At 59.8% G+C, this 15,213-nt stretch carries 10 protein-coding genes; 2 read left to right on the forward strand and 8 right to left on the reverse strand.

Annotation, left to right across the window (positions count from 1 at the left end; translation table 11 throughout):
- Positions 1-53: 53 nt before the first annotated feature.
- Entirely contained in the window at positions 54-1,772 is a 1,719-nt protein-coding gene (locus tag NKI96_RS31005; RefSeq protein WP_023689782.1) for a sensor histidine kinase, read from the reverse strand.
- A 254-nt stretch (positions 1,773-2,026) separates the two neighbouring features.
- Between NKI96_RS31005 and NKI96_RS31010 the strand changes: the two genes are divergently transcribed.
- Positions 2,027-2,704 (forward strand): helix-turn-helix transcriptional regulator, encoded by a 678-nt coding sequence (locus tag NKI96_RS31010; protein ID WP_023689781.1) that lies wholly within the window; start codon positions 2,027-2,029, stop codon positions 2,702-2,704.
- A 159-nt stretch (positions 2,705-2,863) separates the two neighbouring features.
- Complete coding sequence (locus NKI96_RS31015; protein ID WP_023670899.1) at positions 2,864-4,000, forward strand: NAD-dependent epimerase/dehydratase family protein; 1,137 nt, start codon at positions 2,864-2,866, stop codon at positions 3,998-4,000.
- Between the two features lie 49 nt (positions 4,001-4,049).
- Here the strand turns inward: NKI96_RS31015 and NKI96_RS31020 are convergent, their stop codons facing one another.
- The 7 genes from NKI96_RS31020 to NKI96_RS31050 all read right to left on the reverse strand — a co-directional run.
- Positions 4,050-5,255, reverse strand: a complete 1,206-nt coding sequence (locus tag NKI96_RS31020) for an acyltransferase family protein (RefSeq protein ID WP_081731308.1) — start codon at positions 5,253-5,255, stop codon at positions 4,050-4,052.
- 221 nt (positions 5,256-5,476) lie between these two features.
- Positions 5,477-7,645, reverse strand: a complete 2,169-nt coding sequence (locus NKI96_RS31025) for a polysaccharide biosynthesis C-terminal domain-containing protein (RefSeq protein WP_031200192.1) — start codon at positions 7,643-7,645, stop codon at positions 5,477-5,479.
- Positions 7,646-7,714: 69 nt separating this feature from the next.
- Complete coding sequence (locus tag NKI96_RS31030; protein WP_352807629.1) at positions 7,715-9,916, reverse strand: GumC family protein; 2,202 nt, start codon at positions 9,914-9,916, stop codon at positions 7,715-7,717.
- A 1-nt stretch (position 9,917) separates the two neighbouring features.
- Positions 9,918-11,915: an asparagine synthase (glutamine-hydrolyzing) gene (asnB, locus tag NKI96_RS31035; protein ID WP_352807631.1), complete on the reverse strand. Its 1,998-nt coding sequence runs from the start codon at positions 11,913-11,915 to the stop codon at positions 9,918-9,920.
- 1 nt (position 11,916) lies between these two features.
- Positions 11,917-13,176: an O-antigen ligase family protein gene (locus tag NKI96_RS31040; RefSeq protein ID WP_352667351.1), complete on the reverse strand. Its 1,260-nt coding sequence runs from the start codon at positions 13,174-13,176 to the stop codon at positions 11,917-11,919.
- Positions 13,173-14,399 (reverse strand): glycosyltransferase family 4 protein, encoded by a 1,227-nt coding sequence (locus NKI96_RS31045; RefSeq protein WP_352807633.1) that lies wholly within the window; start codon positions 14,397-14,399, stop codon positions 13,173-13,175. Before NKI96_RS31045 ends, NKI96_RS31040 begins: the two co-directional genes overlap by 4 nt.
- A gap of 335 nt (positions 14,400-14,734) precedes the next feature.
- A partial coding sequence (locus NKI96_RS31050; RefSeq protein ID WP_352807635.1) for a hypothetical protein occupies positions 14,735-15,213 on the reverse strand: 479 nt, incomplete at its 5' end.

The following is a 15,213-nucleotide window of genomic DNA, read 5'->3' on the forward strand; positions in this document are numbered from 1 at the left end:
CAGCAAAGGGCCCACACCATCGGTTAATTGGTCGGCTTCGACTTGGAGGGGCTCTATTGCAGTCCAAATTCCTCAATTTCTTTGCGCGATACACGCAGCGAATATCGAAGGCCATCTTCGGTTATTTCCATATTCGGGGAATGCCCGACAAGCGGCGTGCTGTCCACACCGATTATCAGTGACCCGAACCCGCGGCGTACGACTTTTGAACTCTTCCGTCGGCCCGATTCCACCCAATCGAACACGAGGTCGTCGCCTTCGTCCTCGGATGCAAATCGCCACTTAACTTCGACCTTGCCATTCGGGTCACCCAGCGCACCATGTTTCACCGAGTTTGTCGTCAACTCGTGAAGGATCATCGCCAAGCCCTCGGCGGCGCCGCTTGGCACAGTGAGGGAAGGTCCACTGATCGTAATGTCGCGTGTCTCCTTGAAGGGCTGCAATTCCCGGTCCACGAGTTCATGGAGCATCCCTGACAGGTTGGCATGACGAGAAAGGATGCGATGGGTCGCCTCCAGTGTTCGAATCCAATCGATCAACATCTCCTTGTATTTGGCAACATCATTGTCGGGAGTATCGATCATGTTGACCAGAGCTCTAATCACTGGAAACACATTGCTGAACCGATGGCGCTCTTCGCGCATTATGCGCTCGCGTCTCTTTACGGCGGCGCGAAGCAAAGTTGTTTGTCGACGTTCGGTCAGATCCGCCGCCACCCCGATGCGCATTTTGCGGTCGCCGTGCTCTTCCTGCCGTCCACGCAATGCAATCCAGCGTGTGTGACCATCCACTTGCCGGACGCGAATCTCGACGTCAAAGTTCAATGCCGATGAAGGCTTTGCCGAGGCGGACAACTTCGGCCAGTCGACGGGATGGATTACGGCCGAGAGTTCTTCCAAGCGGCGGACTGGGGCCGGAGGCAGACCAAGGATGTCCCAGAACTTGCCGGAGCCGGCGACTGTCCCATCCTCAATGTCTATTTGCCATGTGCCCAGGCGCCCGGCAGATACGGCGAGATCGAGCCATTCCTTCTGAGCCCGAAGGGCCTCGCGTGCCGCTTGTCGCTCGGAAATATCGTCAACCACCACGAATACGCTCTCATTTGGCGCCTCGTCCGGCCGCGACGAAGACAGGGCCAGGTGAGCCCAAAATGCCGTGCCATCCTTGCGCAAAACGCGGATATCCGTCGCCGACGCGGTCCCATTGCCCAAATCTTGCAAAAGCTTCCGCACAGTACCTCGATCGTCGGGGAAAATGAGTTCCTCCAGCTCCAGTTGGGCAAGTTCCTTGTGCGCGTAGCCGGTCATCTCCAAAAGCCGTCTGTTCGACTGCAGCAGTTCGCCATGGCGATTGGTATTAGCAAAGCCCAAGGCGGCAGCATCGATGGCAGCGAGCCTCGCTTCTGCCACCCTGAGCGCGCCGTGCAGATCTTGTCGCAGGCGGTGGAACACGGTTGCGATCAGGCTACCCGAACCCAGAAGGAAGACGGCCCCGGTCCAGTCTCGACCAGTGAGGTGACCGTCCAACAGGTGTCGCATCCACAAGCCGGCGACCGCCATCAGAAGCGTTGCTGCGATGGCAACAAAACGGCCCTCAAGATACACGATGACAACGGTTATGGGGATAAACGCAACAAGCGGCAACGGCTGGCCGCCATATACCGTACTTATCGCCTCGAATGCTATCGATGCTGCAAACACCAAAAGCGAAGCTAGATGAGCCCACGTAGTGCTCGACACATTCGATTTGAGCCAGCGCAGGTCCGAACCCATGCGCAAAGACTACAACTTTCGGTCTAGTCCGTCGAGACTAGGCCGAAGGGGTGGCACCTAATCCCAATGCCCGATTGCCATGACTTTGCCGGCGAATAAAATCATGGTGTCAGGAGCGCTCTTCAGAAAGATATATCCAAGAGACGCTGCGGAAAAACCATTCGCAGATTTCTCGCAGTATGTGGAAATTCAAGTTGAAGCAGCAACTTCATCAGATTTGATTTGCGTCAGTAGCAATGGGTTGGGTGGAAGCGATGACACTGATTGAAACGCGAAACGATGCGCTTGCAGGCAGGCAATACATTGTATTGAACGATACCCGCCACGAAAGGCCGATAAGCCTTGTGGACCGACCGGACGCAAGGGTCGGCGGATCTCGACGACGCAGCCTGGAATCCATCACCGGCATGCTTGATCGTATGGGTTGCGGCTATCTCGTCCTGGACCGAGACAAGAAAGTAATAGAATGGAACGCTGCCGCTCGGGACACCCTCGCACGCCAGGGCGAAGCAACTGATACAGCCGTCGAGCTTGCTGCCGGGTTGAGGCGGCTGGTCGCGAATGTTCCGGTCCACCTCCAGCCGGGCTCACTCTCATGGGTAGTGATCCACAGCAGAGGCGACAGGCCGGTGACCATGAACGAGACGGGCGTCGTTACACCGGACGGGACAACCGTCGTCGCATTGCTGGACCGGGATAACAAATCGGCGGCCAACCCTCGCACGTTGCAAAGGATGTTCGGTTTGACCAGCGCGGAAACGCAGTTGGCGCTACGCCTCGCCCATGGCGACGCGCCCCTGGAGATCGCCCGTAGCTGGCATCTCAGTCGCACGACTATTCGCTCTCAGCTCGCCTCGCTGTTCGCCAAGACCGACACGAGGCGTCAGGCGGAACTAGTGGCTCTTTTGGGGCGCATTTCGGTTTTGCCATGAGAAATCGACTGCTGTCTGCATCCGCTTTGATTCAGACAGCGGCGGCCCGCATTGAGCGCGCTGTCGCGTAGATCACAAGGCCGGCGGCGCCATTTCCGATCGTTCAAGCGCTGCCGAGATAGCGCGGAACGCGGAACCTGGAAACGGGAGTGACTTGCCATGGCCGAAGCAGATTCGAAGGTCAACAAGCTGGCGGATATCGTTCACGCGCTGCAGGATGGTGCTGCGTCGAACGTTACGCACACGGGGCCGATCATCGTCACGGGCGCCGCTGGGTTCATCGGATTTCATGTTGCGTCACGCCTTTTGCGGCTCGGCGCCGAGGTCATCGGCGTCGACAACTTCACGCCTTACTACGACCTGAAGCTGAAGGAGGCGCGATTTACACGGCTCTGCGCCGAGCCGAGGTTCACGCCGAAGCGCTTCGACCTGGCGGACCGGTCGCTGGTGAAAGCGCTGTTCTGCGAATTCCAGCCATCGCACTTCGTGCATCTGGCCGCCCAGGCCGGGGTGCGTCATTCGCTCGTCGACCCGCATGCCTATGTGGAGTCAAACATAGTCGCATTTCTCAACGTTCTGGAGGGCTGCCGACACGCGGGCGTCAGCCATCTCGTTTATGCCTCGTCGAGCTCCGTATATGGCGCCAATCGACGCATACCCTTTTCCGAGCATCATGGTGCCAATCATCCGGTGAGCTTCTACGCCGCCACCAAGGCCGCCAACGAATGCATGGCGCATTCCTACAGCCATCTGTTCGGCTTCCCCGTAACCGGACTGCGCTTCTTCACCGTCTATGGCCCCTGGGGCAGGCCCGACATGGCAGTCTATACTTTCACCCATGCCATCGCCGAGGGCCGAACGATCGAAATCGCCAATGCCGGGCGCGTATGGCGGGATTTCACCTATATCGACGACATCGTAGAGGGGGTTGTTCGCGTGCTCGCCAAACCACCGTGTCAGGATCCCGGTTGGGACGGTCGCGCTGCCGATCCTGCCACCAGTTCGGCGCCATATAGGCTCTACAATATCGGCAATGATCGGCCGGAAGAAATCAACCATCTGATCGCGCTCATCGAGACGGCCCTTGGTCGCCGCGCCGTTCGCGTCAACGTACCTTTACCGCCAGGTGACGTCCTGGAAACCCGCGCCGATGTCAGGGACCTCCGCCGCGCCGTTGGCTTCGCACCGGCGACAACACTGGAGGACGGCGTGCAACGTTTCGTGGAATGGTATCGGGAATTCCATGCACGCCCTGTGGGGCAGGTGCGACCAGCTGGCCTTCCGGCAACGGCATAGTGAGCACAACGCCGCCATTTCCTTGGTGTGACAGGGTGGCGGCTCGCCTTCAATCTGTCTTGGGATACGCCGGCACTGGAAGGGGCCCAAGCTGCCGTCCTGTACTGTGCCCGACCCCCAAAAGGCGCCGCGCATAGCGGGTGAGCGGCTTCTCGAACAGACGATGGGTGATAAATGCCACGCCGAGGGTTATCGCCAAGGCCGAACCGATGAAGGCCCACGGACCGAGCACAAAGATCAACCCTGTACGCCAGAACAATATGCGCATGGCGCGGATCACGAATGGATGCATGAGGTAAAGAGCGTATGACGCATCGCCAACGCCAGCGGCCCACCTCGCCGCCACGCTGTCATGCCTCAGTTTACCCGGCGGTGCCAAGGCAGCACTCCAAACAATTAGAGACGCCGGAATGCCATACACGACAGAGCGACCAAAGCCGGCCGAGATATCGGGAAACGCCGCCGCAAGCATCAGGGCACCCAGTCCCGTTGCGGCCATACAGGCCCTGATTGGGCCGGAAGGCCGCAGGCCTGAGGCGCACATGACCCCGATCATCGCGCCGAAAGCGAATTCGAGGATGATCGGATTGGTCCAGAAACCCCAGGGCTCAGGCAAAGGAGCCCCAAGAGCGCCCGAGAGCACCATCCCAACCAGGATCGCGAGCAGGACCGTAACTGCCCACCGCATGGGCAGCACGATCGTCGCCGTGAACAGCACGTAAAACAGCATCTCATAATTGAGCGTCCAACCCAACTCGTAGACCGGCTGAACGACGCCGTCAGGGCGACTGGCCGGAACGAATAAGTAGGATTCGACTACAAACCTGAAATCGACGTAGCTCTGGTTGAGAAGATTTGGGGCGGCCACCGCTACCGCAATGTAGAGCGAGGTGAGCGCCCAATATAGCGGGACAATTCGCGCGATCCGGCGGGAAATGAAGAGACGCGCGCCCCCGGGCTTTGCGAACAGCTGTCGCGACGTATGCACCATGATAAGCCCGGAAATCACGAAGAAAATATCGACTCCAGCGCTCCATGGTATCGGATTCCAGCTCTGAAAGGTGCGGCCGGCCTGTAATTCCAGGGTGGCCGCATCATGCTGGGCGTGTCGCAGCGCGACCGAACTAGCCGCGAGGGCGCGCAGGACCTGGACCTGGGTGAGGGTTTCGCGTTGGCTGCGCTCGACAGGCGTCGATCTCTCCGAGCGACGGCGCACTGCAGGCGCCGAGGCGCTCGCCATTCGGGCTTGTTCCATGGATGCTCCGCAGATTGTGAGCACACCGTGGTGCACCTCCGAAACTGATGCATCCTTCAAATGACGGACACCGCCCGCAAAGTATCGGCTGCCCGCGGGGACGCGGGTGTCCGGAACAGGTATACGCCGAAGCGTCTGCGCAGCCCTATGGCCTTTGTGCGATCCGGGCTTCGTGACTTCCTGCCCGAACGACGGCGATCACCGTAGCGAAAACAGTGGTCTCATTTGCTCGCCCTCAAGAACCAATGCCATTGACGGGCATCGACCGCGCTCGGCCTCATCGACAGCAAGGCAAAAACCAAGCCTGGCATGATTTTCAGTCGCTTGCGGATATAAACGGCCATGGCAATGCTCCAGATGCTCAGTGCAAGTGCCACACCCACCGCAGCGCCAAGCAGGCCGTACACCGCAACTCCGGCTGCACAGGCAATTATATTGGCCACTGCACCCGCTACCATCGTCGTTGCCGCAGCCCATTCATTTCCAGTCATGGTCAGGAGATTCTGTTGGGGCCCGCACAGCGCGACAAAGACATATCCCAAAATCAGAACCCGTGCGATCGGCGCTCCCGCGCTATAACCCTCACCGAAATAGCTCAAGAACGGCTCGACTATCACCATCATTGGGACGGCCACCAGGATGGCACCGCCAGCAGAAAGCAGGGTTGCGCGCGCGAACAGCTGTTGTAGGCCTCTGCGATCGCCTCTGACGTAGAGATCGGCTGCTGTTGGCGAAAACATGGTTGCCACGGCGATACGGGACAGGCCCACGAGCATCGCGACATTCAAGGCCAGCGCGAAAATACCCGCTTCAGCAATATGGCTTGTCCAGCCCAAAACCAGGACTCCTGCCCGACTGACGAAAACATCGAGCCCAGTGATGAGCATGAGCGGGGGGACGGCAAGCCACCATTCCCTCGAGGCATAACTTGGCTTGGCGTGTCCCAGGCCGGGTGGTTCAAACCTCCTAGCGATGATGAACACCAGCGCCGCTGTGAAAGCGGAACTCACAAGCACCGCCAGCGTCACCGAGGGCGCATCCACTGTTCGAAATCCCGACAATGCCAGGAGCGCTACCAACACGAGCAGGAGCCCGTCTCGCATGATGCGCTCCGGCAACAACGCCGAGACAACGCCGCCGAAAGCACGCACAAGCGTGGCTCCGAGAGCATAGGCCGTAACCAAGGGCACAGCCATCATGCCGAGCACGATGCTTGTCTCAAGCCCTCTTTCCGTTGGATCTGAAAGGAACAGGACGGACGCAGCGCCGATCATCCCGAACAAGGTTGCCGCTATCAGCGATCTCTGCAGCGCAAATCTTATCACGCCGCGGGCCAGATCAAGCCTGCCACTGGCCCTATAGGCCGGGAGGAAACGCAACAATGATACATTAAAACCAAGCGTTGCCAGATAGGCGAGCACTGACGTCCAAGCCTGAACGTAGGAATAGATGCCGTAGTTGTGAGGTCCAATAAGGCGTGCAATTGCCAACTGGGCAAGACTGGTCAAACCAGCGCCACCAATATAGATCAGCAGGGCGAATATGCTTGCCCAAGCGAGCCGCGAGCCCATGTCCTTGTTGCGCGGCGGTGCGGTTGCTGAACCAGTTACATCTGCGCGATGAGCCGGCAACTCAATTTGCTTTTCGCTGACCGCCCTATCGAAGCGCGACAATGCAGAAAGTATTTGTCTCTCAATCCGACAAATACTTTTAAAGGTCGATGGACCATCGGTGTTTTCGACGGAGATGATTTCCCGGCCAGATGTTGTCAGGAGGTCATGCATCGCTTCAAAAACGGCGAACGAGCGCATGTTCACGTTCAAGTCGGCCTCGAAAATCCGTTCCGCCGGCGGCTCAAGCTCCATCCGCCGACGAAGGCGACTTTCCACGACCGCAGCTGGCACCAAGAGCCTGACGGTGAGATCGGCCGCCGGTGCGAGGCTGAGCGCCTTTTCCAGCGCTCTGGGGTTGGTGCTCCCATTAAACATCGCAAGCGAACCAATCGCTTGAACATATCCTTGATCGAAAATTATAATTTCGGGCGATTGCTCAGCAGACTTCCAGCAACGCGAAAGGTGCAGGATGTATCGCCAGATTCGCGCGCGCCAAATTCGGTTTCTTGGCGGTATCATCCTCACCATTGCAAAGGAATTGGAAATATCATCGGCTCGCCCTGCCGAAAAAAGCAGTATTCTGGAGGTTGAAAATATCGCCGATACGATCCGTGATATGAATAGCAAGATTCCGAGGTCATATTTGGCGGCCCTGGTGCTTGGCTTGTAGCTGAGAGCGACCTTGGCGTGATAGCCTTTCCCGCGCAGCTGCTGCGCAAGCGCATGTGCGAAGGTTGTTTTGCCGGATCCTGGAGGTCCGAAAAATTCAATGATCATCGTGTAGCTGGCTCGATTTAGGGGCGCGATCGCTCCCTGGAGCTTCTGTTGAAGATCGCACACGCATCTTCAAACCCTCTCCAACAGAAGATCGGCGTTGTCTCCGAGCCTGGAGCCGGCTAGCCTCTTCAGGTTCACCCGGGTGAGCACACTCCCTACTGGAACGGTGGCGGATCCGCCGGCCCCTATTGCATCCAGAGCACCACGGGCAATGCTGCGCCTCGTCCTTGCCCAGCGAACGGCAAAAAGCACCGAATCGGCCCAGCGCTTAAGCAGCCTGGTTTCAGGCCCCCCGAGGCCCAGGGGACCGTTCATGATGACCACGTCGTAGGCCGAACGCAGCTCCTCGGTGAACTGGCATTTGTCGACGGTGGACAGAAGCGTCAGGAGATCATCGGAAGGTGCTGGAGCGGCCATGAGGTCGATACCGATTTCCGGCATCCTCGTAATTGCATCCTTCAGCACGCAACGTTCATTCACATAGTCGCCGAAGGAGTTCCGGGCCTTGTCGGTGCTGAATTCACCACGAAACCCGTTCGTGAGCCGTACATCCTTGCGATCGAGATCGAGGAAAAGCACTCTTCCTCCCAGCCGCGTTGCCGCCAGCGCCAGGCTCCATGCCAACTCGGTCTTGGCATCGTCCTGGATGCTGGACGTCACGAGAATGATATGCGGCGGCTGCCCCTTCCCCTGAGTTGGCGCCGCAGTGACGAGCAGCGAAGTCACGGCGCGGCTGAACGGCAAGTTCTGCTGGCTCAGAACCAGATGCCGCAGCTTTCTGGCATTAAGTCCCGCAACCCTGGGAAGCAGTCCTACGCACGGGACCCCAAGCTCGGCCTCGGCTTCGGCTTCACTGCGCAAGGTTTGGTTGAAACCGTTGCGGACCAGGACAATGACCGCCCCCATGAGACCAAAGACGACCATGCCGGGGGGAATCAGGAAAATCGGCGACAATGTCACGGGGGTCGACGGCGGCCAGGCGGTCGAAAGGACCGCTACGCCTGGCGAAGGAGCGGCGATGCGACGTATCAGATCCTGCTGCCGGCTCAGGAGTTCGTTGTAATGCTGCGTCACGATGGCTACCCTAGGCTCAAGGGAACGCAGCCCCGAAAGTTGGCTCGCCGTGTCGGCCACGGCCGCGTCGAGCATCGCCTTGCGACTTTCAAGAGCCGCAGCCTGAGACCGGTAGACATTTGCCTCGGCAGCGATTCGGGCAACGCTTTGCTCCATTTCGCGGGCGATCGCGTTGCGCAGATCGCCGTCGGCGGCGGCACCCGACTGGCGTGTCACCAGGTCCGTCAACACGGGCGACCCGATTTCTTCAGCGATGGCCGTGACCGGGGCGCCCGCCTTGCGCAGGTCCTCAATACGGCGAAGGCGCGCTTCCGACGCGGAAAGACTGGCTTTCGATAGGAATATCTGCCGGCCGAGTTCCGCTGTCTCACTGGCTGCGTTGTTGGCCGCAGTCTGATCGACGGCGCCATGCGTGAGCCGGTATGTCTCCAGCCGATCTGTCGCTTCGACAAGATCCCTTTGTACTTGCGGAAGGCTGGCGACTATCGAATCCAGATGAACCTGATCCGATGCCCGGCTTTTTTGTACCAGATCTTGAATGTAGACCTGGGCAAACGTGTTCGCGACAAGTGCCGCACGCGCCGGATTTGGATCGGTGAAGCCGATGGTGATGACGCGCGATCGCAGCTCTTGTCCGACCCTCATTCCGTTGCGTAGCGCCTTCAGCTCGGGCGCGTCCGCTGCGTCCGGATTTTCCGCCACCGTGTTATCCTGTCTCCAGGCCCTGTTCAGGAGATCGATGAGGAACGAGCCAGCCGCGGGCGGGACGGCATTGACGACGGTCTTTCCGTTACCGTCGACTGGTTGGGCTTTGCGCAGTGCTGCCAAGACCCGACGCAGGTGGCCTTGCGAGGAGAGCATCGTCAGATGATCATCGATGTTCGATTCCAGCGAGTCCTGGGCGGATGCCACGCCGCCCGAAGCACTGCTGCTCGGGGCATCGATAATGACCTGGGTCGTTGCCTCGAACAGCACCGGGCGGGTGAAGCCTGCCAGTCCGGCCAGGATGCCGCCCAGAAGGGCCATGGCAAGCAAGAACCATTTTCGCGTCGTCAGGATGACGACGAGCTGGTGGAAGGGTGACGATTGCGTTGGCTCGCGTGGCGGCCGCATCAAGCGCAGATTGGTTTCAAGCGTCCCAACTTCCATCTGCTTGGCGCGCGGACGCCGGGCGCGGTTGGCTATGGAACCTTCCATCTCAATCCCCTGTCAGTTCGATTTGGTAAGAAGGGTGCGTGGCGACCGTCGATGGCCGCATGGCTTCGTTGCGCCACGCCTGAAACATGAGCACCGGCCACAGGTCGCGAAAATTATCTTGGCTTCCATGCAGATGATTGCGCCAGCATGCGTCGACCTTCTCACGGTCGATGATCCCGTCCCCGGAGCGGCCGATCGTGGCAATGATATCGGTTGCCCAGCCGCGCAAGGGCCCTTTCAACCAAGTCCCGACCGGAACGTCGAAACCTTGCTTGGGCCGGTCGACCAGTCGGCGTGGTACATAACGTTCAAGCAGTCGGCGAAGCAACCATTTGCCCTTCCCGTTTCGGACTTTGGCACGGGCTGGCAACCGCCAGGCGAATTCAACGACGCGATGGTCCAGGATCGGGCATCGCCCCTCAAGGCTGTTGGCCATGGTGGCTCGATCGAGCTTCACCAAAATGTCGCCCGGTAGATAGCCTGTCATGTCGGCGAATAGGAGACGCGAGAGCAGGCCGTCGAGCTTTGTGGTGTCGGTAGGTGCTGTCGACGGCTTGCGATGAACAAGGTCGTTGGCTGAAGATTTTGTCAGTTGCAGAAAGAGTTCGTCCTCATCTCGCGCCGCGAGCAGGCGGGCAAGGCGAGCCAGGCGGTCACCGCGCAAGCCATGCCGCATATTCGCCGAAAGCGGCAGATTGCCGAAGATATCTTTCTGAGAGGCCTGGGCCAGCAACCCAGCCCCCGATGCCAACAGCCGGCGAAATGACAATGGCAGCTCATGCTGCTTTGTGAGGCGGGTTGCCAGGAAGTGTCGAGAATAGCCTGCGAAGCACTCGTCGCCACCATCGCCTGAAAGCGCCACGGTTACGTGTTGCCGCGCGAGGCGCGACACCAGCAGCGTCGGTATCTGCGATTCATCGGCAAACGGCTCGTCCCAAATCCGGGGCAGCTCCGGAACGACCTCAAGCGCGGTGGCCGGCGAGAGATGAAGTTCCGTATGATCGGTGCCCAGATGCCGAGCAACCGCGGCCGCATGGGGAGCTTCATCAAACCCACCTTCGCCGAACGCTATGGTGAACGTGCGGACGGGGCTTCGGGACTGTGCCTGCATCAGGGCGACGACAGTCGAGCTGTCGATTCCGCCGGACAGAAAGGCGCCCAGCGGCACATCTGCAATCATTCGTTGCTTGACGGCCAGGCGGAGCAGGCTGTCGAGCTCGGTCGCGAGGTCCTCGTCGCTGGCAGCTATCGGATCGCGCTGTCCCTTGCTGGCGACATCGGCCAGCGACCACCAAGGGTGAATGCGATGCTCAAGCGAACCGGTGCCGCGGGCGTCGGCGAATTGCGCCGCAGTGACCGACAGGATTGAACCAGGCGGCAGCTTGAACACGCCTTGCCAAATGCAACGGTCATCCGGCACCCAGCCGTTGGAAACCATCGTCGTCGCCGCATCGACATCGAGTTCCGGGGTGAACCCTGGGAAGCAAGTGATCGCCTTCAACTCCGAGGCGAAGACAAGCGCGTCACGTGTTAAGGCGACATAGAGTGGCTTCTTGCCCATTCGGTCGCGGGCAAGCTGAAGCGTTCGGTTCTTCAGGTCCCACAGCCCGAAAGCAAACATGCCAGCGAAGCGCGCGAGGGCTGCATCAAGGCCCCAGCTTTCGATCGCGCACAGCATGACCTCCGTGTCGCTGGCGCCGCGGAAATGATGGCCCGCCCCTTCCAGTTCACGGCGCAGATCGCGAAAATTGTATATCTCGCCATTGAAGGTGATGACATACCGACCGCTCGCGGAGAGCATTGGCTGGCGACCCGCTTCGGACAGGTCGACGATGGCCAGTCGCCGGTGGCCGAAGGCTACCCCCCCTTCACGGCTCACCCAGAAGGCCTCACCGTCAGGTCCGCGATGACGAAGCGCCGTCGCCATCGGCCCGATGGCCCTGAGCGCACTTGCGTTGGCTGCATCGGGCGCCAACAAAATTCCGGCGATCCCACACATTCTAGCATCTCCTCTGGCGAACAATCGCGGGGATCGCTTCCGGCGTCCCAGCGGCAAGGCAGAGGGTCAGACAGAACCACACGATCGGATGGCGGATGACCAAATGCGGAGCACTGAAAACGGCGATCGATGCCACGAGCGCCACCAGAGCGTCCAGCTTCGCCCGCCAGGCGGACAACGCAGCCGAGCCGAAGATCCACATCAGGGCTAGAACCGAAATCAGGCCGCCCTGAGTGTAGAGATCCAGGATGGTGCTGTGCGCCTCGAAGGGCCGCGGCAAAAACTGTTGATTGACCACGGGCGGACTATCTAGATGCGGGCCTGGACCCAGTCCAAGCGATCCCGATCGTGCCCCCTTCTCCAAGGCTGCATTCCAGAGGTAGAGGCGAAGCGCCGCGGTTTGGGCAGTCGCTTCCCCGCCCTTGTCTTTGGTCAGGCTCTTGGCGAAGTCTTCGGCGCTGGAGGCCTCGCTGAGGGCATAGGGCACTATAGACAGGGCCAGCGGCAGGAAGCCAACGGCCATCAGGACGGCAAGCTGCCTTGAAAGGCTCGCCTTATTGCCGTCGCTCGTCAGCCAGGCCCGGACCCGCAGCCCGAGAAGGATCAGACAAGCCAGGACCGTGGTATAAAGGTAGGTATCGCTTTTTGTCAGCCTTCCGACGTAAACGGTGAATATGAGGCTGCATAGGGCAAGGCATCTTCCCCATTTATTGCTGGTGGTTGTGGCAAGATGCAAGGCCAGTGGACCGAGTAGGGCGCAGTAGAGCGCAAGCTGGTTCGGATTGTCGGACCATCCGCAGAAGCGGTCCCAGTACCAGGGCTCGACCCCAGCCTGATGGAGCCAGCCGAAGCCAAGCCCTACCTGAATGATGAAGCCCGCATTCGCGATAGCAACCATCCACCAGGCGATACGACGCAAACGGAAAGACGCGTTGGGCTCCGCAGCGGCCAGACAGGTGACGCACGCCAACAGCACATAGGCCAGCGTGTCGTGCAACAACGGATCCAGGAACAACGTGGTTGTCAGAAAACCGATGATGTAACCCACGCCCATGGCAAGCGCCAGGATCAGCCAGAAAAGCCCAAGCTTGGCCAGGGCCGGCGTAACCTCCAGTTGGCCGCCAGCAAGGATTCGCGTCATCGACAGCATTATCCAGAGCGTGAGGCACAGTTCGCTGTAGCCGAAGGGCAGCCCTGGGATGCTGAGTTGCGCCGCGTAGGACATCGCGACGCCGAAGGCCAGAAGCGCATCACGCATCATTGCCGCGCCTCACCCAGTCGATGGGGGCTTGGCACCGCCTCTTCCCTCGGATTCGCCTGCGCAGCTTGAACAAGCCTGCTGCGATATCTGCCACCCAGGATTGTCTTGTACAGGTCGCAATACTGGTCGATCACCCACGACAGCGAGAACCGCTCCCGCACGAATCCGACGGAACGGCTGCCCATCGTCTTGCCACGGGCGGGGTCGGAAAGAAGATCGACTATCCGGGAGGCCAAGCCATCCGCATCGCGCGGCGCCACGAGATAGCCGTTCCAGCCATCCTCAACCACATCGTTGCAGCCCGGCATATTCGAGGCGACGATCGGCAATCCGGACAATCCCGCCTCCAGCAGGACACGCGGAATTCCCTCGCGATATTGCGTCGGAAACGCAAACAGATCCGCCATCCCAAGGAGGGCTGGAATGTCGCGCCTTGGCCCCAATGCGACAACGTGGGGAACATGGCGCTCGATATCGGCTCTGCTGACGGCAAACGGACCTTCGGAGTCTTGCGGGCCGACAAGTACGAAACGCGCGTTGGGCCTCTCGCGGATAACGCGAGGAACCGCCTCGATGAGGGTTGGAATCCCCTTCTGCCGCGTGAGCCGGCCGACAAATATTATGACCTGGGCCGATTGAAGGCCAAGTTCCTCGCGCATCGTGGCAGCCGAAGGACCACGATACCTTGCCATCGAGAATGCATCGGGGTCGATGCCAGAACTCCGGATCAGTCGCCCTTTGCCGCGAGTCACCAGCCGGTAGCGCTCGAAGAAGGCCTGATCATCACTATTCTGGAAGACGGTCATGGCTGTCCAACGAGACGCCACCCCCTGAAGGCCGCAAAAGAAAGGACGCAATGCCAGGGCCCGCGGCTCCCGCGACGAGAATGTCCAACCAAGCCCGTTGATGGTGCGAACGACGGGAACGTGCCCGCGCACCGCCAGTGGAGTTAGGAGATTGGGCTTGGTGTCGAAACTTTGAATGATGTCCGGACGCAGTTCGGACATCAGTTCACGGATCGCGCTGACAGCACCCCATTCTGCACCGCCGCTGCCAAAGCGGTCGAACCCAAATCGGCGATGGGCAATGCCATGGGGTGAGAAGGCGGCTCCGAGATCACTCGAAACGGCAGTGACTTGAAAACCCCTTTCGCGAAGCGCCAAAAGAAACGGGATTCTTAGTCTATGATCCTCGCCTCCAACGCAAACCAGATGCGGACTCATCCTGTCGCTCCTGGATGCGATACCAATCGCGTAAAACAGCTGATCCTATCCGCGGTTTCCATGGCCGGTTTCATCGCCCCTGAACACACAACAGCCAGTCCCACGCTAGGAGCAGGCTTTCGTGCTGTCCTCGTCTGTTTGCATGAAGCAAGCTGATCAACGATGCGGCAATGCAGCCACAATCGCTGTCGCCTCGGTCAGTGCGTTGGATCATCCGGTCTGACCGTGCAACGACGACACGTTCGCGTACGACACGGCGGGCCGGATATTTAGAAAAAGAGGGCTGTGTTCGAAGGTCCGCGCGCTCGCGTTCAAAGCAATCTCCGCCCGCCTTCTCACGCCGGATCAACATCGCGCCCAGATGGTGTGATGACTCGCACCGGCAGTTCTCCCGACCGCTTCGTCTGGAAACAGGCTTTCACCCGGTCTCTGGATATGGTCGGACCCACCAGCCGCATCTTCCCGCGGATGGGCGACCGCGTTGCCATGCTCGCCGTCATTCGGACCGGCACGCCCGCCTTTCCGTTGAACCCGGTGGGATCCAGTTCAGTGCCTCTCCGCAATTGCCAGCGGCGCGCGCCTCGCATGACCTTGTGGAGTACTGCCTTGCTCATTTTGGCGCCGAGGCTTTTCACGAGGAGCATTGAGCGGCTGCAATGGGAGGCTTCGCCAGGGCGCGGTTCCTTTGCGGTCTGAGCTCGAATAAATCCTGCGGAAGCGCGCATTTGGGGTAGTGTGCTGAGAGTTCTGCAAATTCGCTGAGAGGGGGCGGTCATGGCAGGCTGGTGATTGTTCACGTCACCTGATTCCCGCG

Source organism: Mesorhizobium sp. M0292, assembly GCF_040321695.1.
In the GTDB taxonomy this organism is placed as follows: Bacteria; Pseudomonadota; Alphaproteobacteria; order Rhizobiales; family Rhizobiaceae; genus Mesorhizobium.